This is a genomic window from Mycobacterium sp., from assembly GCF_025965855.1.
GTDB lineage: Bacteria > Actinomycetota > Actinomycetes > Mycobacteriales > Mycobacteriaceae > Mycobacterium.
On record NZ_JAOPWB010000019.1, the window covers coordinates 1 to 7,945 of the forward strand.

General features: G+C 66.7%; 7 protein-coding genes. All 7 read left to right on the forward strand.

What is annotated here, in order from left to right:
- Positions 1–821, forward strand: an 821-nt coding sequence (locus tag JWP83_RS01815) for a flotillin family protein (RefSeq protein ID WP_297725199.1), incomplete at its 5' end; no start/stop codon positions are given.
- Between the two features lie 156 nt (positions 822–977).
- Complete coding sequence (locus JWP83_RS01820; protein WP_297725201.1) at positions 978–1,457, forward strand: GreA/GreB family elongation factor; 480 nt, start codon at positions 978–980, stop codon at positions 1,455–1,457.
- A 6-nt stretch (positions 1,458–1,463) separates the two neighbouring features.
- Positions 1,464–1,874: a GtrA family protein gene (locus JWP83_RS01825; protein WP_297725203.1), complete on the forward strand. Its 411-nt coding sequence runs from the start codon at positions 1,464–1,466 to the stop codon at positions 1,872–1,874.
- A 32-nt stretch (positions 1,875–1,906) separates the two neighbouring features.
- Positions 1,907–3,262, forward strand: a complete 1,356-nt coding sequence (locus JWP83_RS01830; RefSeq protein ID WP_297725206.1) for an FAD-binding oxidoreductase — start codon at positions 1,907–1,909, stop codon at positions 3,260–3,262.
- Positions 3,262–4,026 carry a decaprenylphospho-beta-D-erythro-pentofuranosid-2-ulose 2-reductase gene (locus JWP83_RS01835; RefSeq protein ID WP_297725208.1) on the forward strand — a complete coding sequence of 255 codons (765 nt, stop codon included), beginning with the start codon at positions 3,262–3,264 and terminating at the stop codon, positions 4,024–4,026. The genes JWP83_RS01830 and JWP83_RS01835 overlap by 1 nt, the downstream gene beginning before the upstream one ends.
- A 2-nt stretch (positions 4,027–4,028) precedes the next feature.
- Positions 4,029–5,897: a galactan 5-O-arabinofuranosyltransferase gene (locus JWP83_RS01840; RefSeq protein ID WP_297725210.1), complete on the forward strand. Its 1,869-nt coding sequence runs from the start codon at positions 4,029–4,031 to the stop codon at positions 5,895–5,897.
- A 6-nt stretch (positions 5,898–5,903) separates the two neighbouring features.
- Positions 5,904–7,945 (forward strand): arabinosyltransferase domain-containing protein (locus tag JWP83_RS01845; protein WP_297725212.1); only part of this gene is annotated, 2,042 nt, incomplete at its 3' end.

Sequence of the window (7,945 nt, forward strand, 5' to 3'; positions counted from 1 at the left end):
GTCACCTGCGGTCGATCATCGGCTCGATGACGGTCGAGCAGATCATCCGGGAACGGCAGAAGCTGGCGACCGAGATCCTCGACGGATCCAAGGAGGAGATGGCGCGGATCGGCCTCACCGTCGACGCTCTCCAGATCCAGTCCATCGACGACGACGGGCTCGGCTACATCAACGCCATGTCGGCTCCGCACAACGCGGCCATCCAACAGCAAGCGCAGATCGCCCAGGCGCAGGCGAACCAACTCGCCGCGGAGGCCGAGCAGGAGTCGCAGCGCAAGCAGGCCGAGTTCGCGCGGCAGACGGCCATCGTGAAGGCGCAATACAAGGCGGAGGTCGACAAGGCTCAGGCGCAGGCCGCCCAGTCCGGCCCGTTGGCCGAGGCCCAGGCCCAGCGCGAGGTGCTTCAGATGCGGACCGAGCTGGCCGAGCGCGCCGCCGAACTGCGACAGCAGGAGCTGGTCGCCGAGGTGGTCAAGCCCGCCGAGGCGGAAGCCGAGCGCGTGCGGATCATGGCGGTGGCCGACGCCGAGAAGATGAAAATCCAGGCCGAGGCGGCGGCGTCGCACAACCGGGTCGCGCTGGACAGAATGCTCATCGACCAGCTACCGCAAATCGTCGAAAAGGCCGCGCTTGGCCTGTCCAACGCGAACCTGACCGTCCTCAACGGCGCCGAAGGACTCAGCGAAATGGCCACCGGGCTGGTATCCCAGGGCAAGGCCATCTTCGACGCGTTGCGCGGTGACGTGAATTACGACGACGAAGAGAGCCGAGATATTCAAGCGCCGCTCGTCCCCAATTCGGAGTCGGGCCGTGGACGGTAACGCCGGTAGCAAACGGGGATAAATTCGTCGCCCTACTGGGTATGTGTACAACAACCAAGGCTGCGTGCCGCATAGGGTGGCGGCTGCCTGGTGGTGGTGCAACACTGTAGCGCTACAGGTCAGCAGTGACGGCAGACAGGAATTAGGTCGACGGACGTGAGCAAAAAAGCCCAATCACCGGTGGATGCGGCGCGGGCGAATCTCGCCGCGGAGCTGGACCGGCTAAAGCAGCGGCGTGATCGTCTCGAGGTCGAGGTCAAGAACGACCGCGGCATGATCGGTGATCACGGAGACGCGGCCGAAGCGATCCAGCGCGCGGACGAGCTCGTCGTCCTCGGCGACCGGATCAACGAACTGGACCGGCGCATGCGCAGCGGGCCGTCACCCTCGGAGGACTCGGAAACGCTGCCCGGCGGCACCGAGGTCACGCTGCGGTTCCCTGACGGGGAAGTCGTCACGATGCACGTCATTTCCATCGTCGAAGAGACCCCCGTCGGCCGCGAGGCCGAGACATTGACCGCCCGCAGCCCGTTGGGGCAGGCCCTCGCCGGGCACAAAGCGGGCGACACGGTGACTTACACGACGCCGCAAGGGGAAAACCAGGTCGAGCTCATCGCGGTGAAGCTGCCCCGCTAACCCACCATGTCTCCCGCCGCGCCGCCACGCCTGAGTCTGACGACGCAGGTGTGGCGTTTCGTCGTCACCGGCGGTCTGGCCGGAATCGTCGACTTCGGCCTCTACCTGATCCTCTACAAGGTGGTGGGCGTACAAGTCGACCTGTCCAAGGCGACGAGTTTCGTGGTGGGCACCATCACCGCCTACCTGATCAACCGGCGATGGACGTTTCAGGCGACGCCGAGCACCGCGCGCTTCGTCGCGGTCATGGTTCTCTACGCCATCACCTTCACCGTCCAGGTCGGCCTCAACCACCTGTGCCTGGCGCTTTTGCACTATCGCGGGTGGGCGATCCCCGTCGCGTTCGTGATCGCGCAGGGCACCGCGACGGTGATCAACTTCGTCGTTCAGCGAGCGGTAATCTTCCGCATCCGCTGAGCCGTGCGGCCCAGGCGGTACCCTCTTTGACGATGTCGACGACCAAACGGCTCGCGGGCTGGGGCCGCACCGCTGCCTCCGTAGCGACGGTGCTTTCCACCCGAGATCCCGAAGAGATCGCAAAGGCTGTGGCCGACGCGGGCGACCGCGGGGTGATCGCCCGTGGGTTGGGCCGTTCCTACGGCGATAACGCCCAGAACGGCGGCGGGCTGGTCATCGACATGACCGTGCTGAACCGCATCCATTCGATCAACGCCGACACCCGACTGGTCGACGTCGAAGCCGGGGTCAACCTGGATCAACTGATGAAAGCAGCGCTGCCGTTCGGGTTGTGGGTCCCGGTGCTGCCCGGAACCCGGCAGGTCACGATCGGTGGGGCAATCGCCTCCGACATCCACGGAAAGAACCACCACAGTGCGGGCAGCTTTGGCAACCATGTGCGAAGCATCGACCTGCTGACCGCCGACGGCCAGATCCGAACCATCACGCCCCATGGCGAGGACGCCGAGCTCTTCTGGGCCACCGTAGGCGGAAACGGCCTGACCGGCATCATGCTGCGGGCCATCATTGAGATGACCCCCACCGAGACGGCGTATTTCATCGCCGACGGCGACGTCACCCGAAGCCTCGACGAAACCATCGCGTTTCACAGCGACGGCAGCGAGGCCAACTACACCTACTCCAGCGCTTGGTTCGACGCCATCAGCGCACCGCCCAAGTTGGGGCGGGCAGTGATATCGAGGGGATCGCTGGCCACCCTGGACCAGCTCCCGAAGAAGCTGCGCAAGAACCCGCTGAAATTCGATGCGCCGCAGTACTTCACGACACCCGATATCTTTCCGAGCGGCCTCGGTAACAAGCTGGTCTTCGGCGCGGCGACCCAGCTGTGGTACCGCACGGGCGGCACCTACCGAAGAAAGGTTCAGAACCTGACGCAGTTCTACCATCCACTCGACATGGTCGGTGAGTGGAACCGCGCCTACGGGTCCGCAGGCTTCGGTCAGTACCAGTTCGTAGTGCCGACGAATGCGGTCGAGGAATTCAAAGGGATACTCCAAGACATCCAGAACTCAGGCCACTACTCGTTCCTCAATGTGTTCAAACTGTTTGGACCAGGTAACCAAGCGCCACTGAGCTTTCCGATTCCCGGCTGGAACGTCTGCGTCGACTTCCAGATCAAGCCGGGCCTCAACGAACTGCTCAACGAGCTGGACCGCAGGGTGCTGGAGTTCGGCGGCCGCCTCTACACCGGCAAAGACTCCCGCACCACCGCCGAAACCTTCCACGCCATGTATCCGCGCATCGACGAGTGGATCGCCCTGCGCCGCAAGGTCGATCCCCTGCGGGTGTTCGCCTCGGACATGGCCCGACGCTTGGAGTTGCTGTAATGGTGCTCGACGCCGTGGGTAATCCGCAGACCATCCTGCTGCTCGGAGGAACCTCCGAGATCGGGCTGGCCATCTGCGAGCGCTACCTGCAGAACGCGCACGCGCGAATCCTATTGGCCGCCATGCCCAATGACCCCGGCCGTGACGACGCCGTGGCCCAGATGAAGGCGGCCGGTGCGCGGTCGGTCGAGCTGATCGACTTCGAAGCCACCGCCCCCGACGGCCACCCGAAGATGATCGACGAGGCCTTCGCCGACGGCGATGTCGACGTGGCCATCGTGGCGTTCGGCGTGCTCGGGGACGCCGAGGAGCTGTGGCAAAACCAGCGCAAGGCCGTGCTCGCTGCCGAAATCAACTACACCGCAGCGGTCTCCGTGGGTGTACTGTTGGGCGAGAAGATGCGCGCGCAGGGCTTCGGCCAGATCATCGCGATGAGTACGGTGGCCGGAGAGCGGGTGCGGCGGTCCAACTTCGTCTACGGCTCCACCAAGGCCGGCCTGGACGGTTTCTACCTCGGACTGACAGAGGCGTTGCGCGAGTACGGGGTTCGCGTGCTGGTGATCCGACCCGGCCAGGTGCGCACCCGGCTGAGCGCGCATGTCAAGGAAGCGCCGCTCACCGTCGACAAGGAGTATGTCGCCAACCTCGCGGTGACCTCCGCCGCAAAAGGTAAGGAATTGGTTTGGGCGCCAGCAGCATTCAGGTACGTGATGATTGTGTTGCGACACATCCCGCGGAGCATCTTCCGCAAACTGCCAATCTGATCATGCGTAACGCCCTGGCCAGCCTCGGCCAGATGTTCGCCGCGGTGATGGTCGCCGTGGCCGTGGCGGTGCCGTCGCTGATCGCGATCTCCGGAGTGCAATGGCCGGCCTTTCCGTCGTCCAACCAGCTGCACGCGCTGACCACCGTCGGGCAGGTGGGCTGCCTGGCCGGACTGGTCGCCGTCGGCCGGCTATGGCGCCGGGGACGTCATCGGATCCTCGTCCAGCTGGGCGGGCTGGTCTTCGTTTCCGCCTTCACCGTCGTGACACTCGGCATGCCGCTGGGTGCCACCAAGCTGTATCTGTTCGGCATCTCGGTGGACCAGCAGTTCCGCACCGAGTATCTGACCCGGCTCGCCGACAGCCCGGCCCTGCACGACATGACCTACCTCGGGCTGCCGACGTTCTACCCGCCGGGCTGGTTCTGGATCGGCGGTCGCGTCGCGGCGCTGACCGGGACACCGGCCTGGGAGATCTACAAGCCCTGGGCCATCACCTCGATCACCATCGCGGTCGCCGTCGCGCTGGTGCTGTGGTGGCGGATGATCCGCTTCGAGTACGCGCTGATCGTCACCACCGCGACCGCCGCGGTGACGCTGGCCTACGGCTCGCCGGAACCCTACGCCGCGATGATCACGGTGCTGTTGCCGCCGGTGTTGGTGCTGACGTGGTCGGGCCTGCGCGCCGGCGACCGCGGGGGCGGTTGGGCGGCGGTGGTCGCTGCCGGGCTATTCCTCGGCTGGGCGGCCACCTGGTACACGCTGCTGTTCGTGTTCAGCGCGTTCACCGTGTTACTGATGGCGCTGTTGCTGACCGCCGCACGCTGGCGGCAGCAAGGGTTCAGGGCTGCGCTCGACCCGCTGCGCCGGCTGGCCGTCGTCGCCGTTATCGCGGCGGCCATCGCGAGCGTGACCTGGCTGCCGTTCGCGTTGCGTGTGGCGACCAGCCCGGTCAGCAACAGCGGCAGCGCCTTCCACTACCTGCCGGCCGATGGCGCCGAACTGACCTTCCCGATGCTGCAGTTCTCGCTGCTCGGCGCGATCTGCATGCTGGGCACCCTGTGGCTCGTGGTGCGCGCACGATCGTCGGTGCGGGCGGGCGCCCTGGCCGTCGGCGTGCTGGCCGTCTATCTGTGGTCGCTGCTGTCGATGCTGACCACGCTGGCGCGCACCACGCTGTTGTCGTTCCGGCTGCAGCCCACGTTGACCGTGCTGCTGGTCGCCGCCGGGGCATTCGGCTTCGTCGAGGCCGTCGTGGCCCTTGCCCCACGGAGCCGCGCCATAGCCCCCGTGGCCGGCGCCATCGGCCTGGCCGCCGCGATCGCGTTCAGCCAGGACATCCCCGACGTGCTGCGGCCGGACCTGACCATCGCCTACACGGACACCGATGGCCACGGCCAGCGCGGCGATCGCCGGCCGCCGAGCTCCGAGAAGTTCTACCCCGTGATCGACGCCGCCATCCTCAAGGTCACCGGCAAACCGCGCGACCAGATCGTGGTGATGACCGCCGACTACAGCTTCTTGTCCTACTACCCCTACTGGGGATTCCAGGGACTGACGTCGCATTACGCCAACCCGTTGGCGCAGTTCGACTTGCGGGCCGCGCAGATCGAGAAGTGGTCCAAACTCAAGACCCCCGACGAGCTCATCCACGCGCTGGACACGTCGCCGTGGCCCGCGCCGACGGTGTTTCTCATGCGCCGCGGCGCGAACAACACCTACACGCTGCGGTTGGCCCAGGACGTGTACCCGAACCAGCCCAACGTTCGTCGGTACACCGTCGAGTTGCCGGCGGCCCTGTTCGCCGATCCCCGTTTCGTCGTCGACAGCGTCGGCCCCTTCGTGCTGGCCGTCCGCAAGCCGGTGGTGTAGCGGCAGATGGCCACCAAAACCCCGGCTGACTTGGCCGAAGAACTACCATCTACCCCCGTGGATGACGCGGGAGGTAACCACCGGATCGCCCGGCTGGTTGCTACCGTCGCCGGTCTGCTCGGCGCCCTGCTGGCGATCGCCACCCCGGTGCTGCCGGTCAACCAGACGACCGCCCAACTCAACTGGCCGCAGAACGGCACGTTCAACAGCGTCGACGCACCGCTGATCGGTTACGTGGCAACGGATTTGAACGTCAGCGTGCCATGCCAGGCCGCCGCCGGTCTGGCCGGACCGCAGAACGCCGGCAAGACGGTGCTGTTGTCGACGGTGCCCAAACAGGCCCCCAAGGCCGTCGACCGCGGACTGCTCATTCAGCGCGCCAACGACTATCTGGTGCTGGTGGTGCGCAACGTCGCGGTGGTCACCGCCCCCCTGAGCCAGGTGCTCAGCCCCGCCTGCCAGCGGTTGGCCTTCACCGCGCACGCCGACCGGGTCACCGCCGAATTCGTCGGCCTGACGCAGGGACCCAACGCCGAACATCCCGGCGCGCCGCTGCGCGGAGAGAAAAGCGGCTACGACTTCCGGCCCCAGATCGTCGGCGTGTTCACCGATCTCACCGGGCCGGCGCCGCCGGGGCTGAGCTTTTCGGCAACCGTCGACACCCGCTACAGCAGCAGCCCCACCCAGCTGAAGATGGCGGCGATGATCCTCGGGGTGGTGCTGACCGCCGCCGCGCTGGTGGCGCTGTACGTCCTGGACACCGCCGACGGCACCCGGCACCGACGCTTCCTGCCCGCCCGTTGGTGGTCGGTCGGCGGCCTGGACGCCCTCGTCATCGCGGTGCTGGTGTGGTGGCATTTCGTCGGCGCCAACACCTCCGACGACGGCTACATCCTGACCATGGCCCGGGTGTCCGAGCACTCGGGCTACATGGCGAACTACTACCGCTGGTTCGGCACGCCTGAGGCGCCGTTCGGCTGGTACTACGACCTGCTGGCGCTGTGGGCGCATGTCAGCACCAACAGTGCCTGGGTGCGGCTGCCGACCCTGCTGATGGCGCTGGCCTGCTGGTGGGTCATCAGCCGCGAGGTGATCCCGCGGCTGGGCCACGCGGTCAAGACCAGCCAGGCCGCGGCGTGGACCGCCGCAGGCATGTTCCTGGCGTTCTGGCTGCCGCTGAACAACGGGCTGCGGCCCGAACCCATTATCGCGCTGGGCATCCTGCTGACCTGGTGTTCGGTGGAGCGCGCGGTGGCCACCAGCAGGCTGCTGCCCGCCGCGCTCGCCTGCATCATCGGGGCGCTCACGCTGTTCTCGGGCCCCACCGGCATCGCGTCCGTCGGCGCGCTGCTGGTCGCCATCGGTCCACTGAAAACCATTGTGGCGCGGCACACTTCCCGATTCGGTTACCTTGCGCTGCTGGCGCCGATCCTCGCCGCGTGCACCGTCACGGTGATCCTGATCTTCCGCGATCAGACCCTGGTCGGGGAGATCCAGGCCAGCACGTTCAAGGCCGCCGTCGGCCCGAGCCTGAGCTGGTTCGACGAACACACCCGCTACGAGCGGCTGTTCCTCTCCAGCCCGGACGGTTCGGTCGCCCGCCGGTTCGCCGTGCTGACACTGGTTCTCGCACTGGCGGTTTCGGTGGCGATGTCGCTGCGCAAGGGCAGAATTCCCGGCACCGCCACCGGCCCGAGCCGGCGGATCATCGGCATCACCATCATCTCGTTCCTGGCGATGATGTGGACCCCGACGAAGTGGACGCACCACTTCGGCGTCTTCGCCGGTCTCGCCGGCTCGCTCGGTGCGCTGGCCGCCGTCGCGGTGACGGCCGTTGCGATGCGCTCGCGCCGCAACCGGGCGGTGTTCGCCGCCGCGGTGCTGTTCGTCATGGCGCTGTCGTTCGCCAGCGTCAACGGCTACTGGTATGTGTCGAATTTCGGTGTGCCCTGGTCGAATGCGTTCCCGGAGTGGCACTTCGGCTTCACCACGATCCTGCTGGGATTCGCGGTCCTCGCGCTGCTCGTCGCGGCGTGGTTCCACTTCTC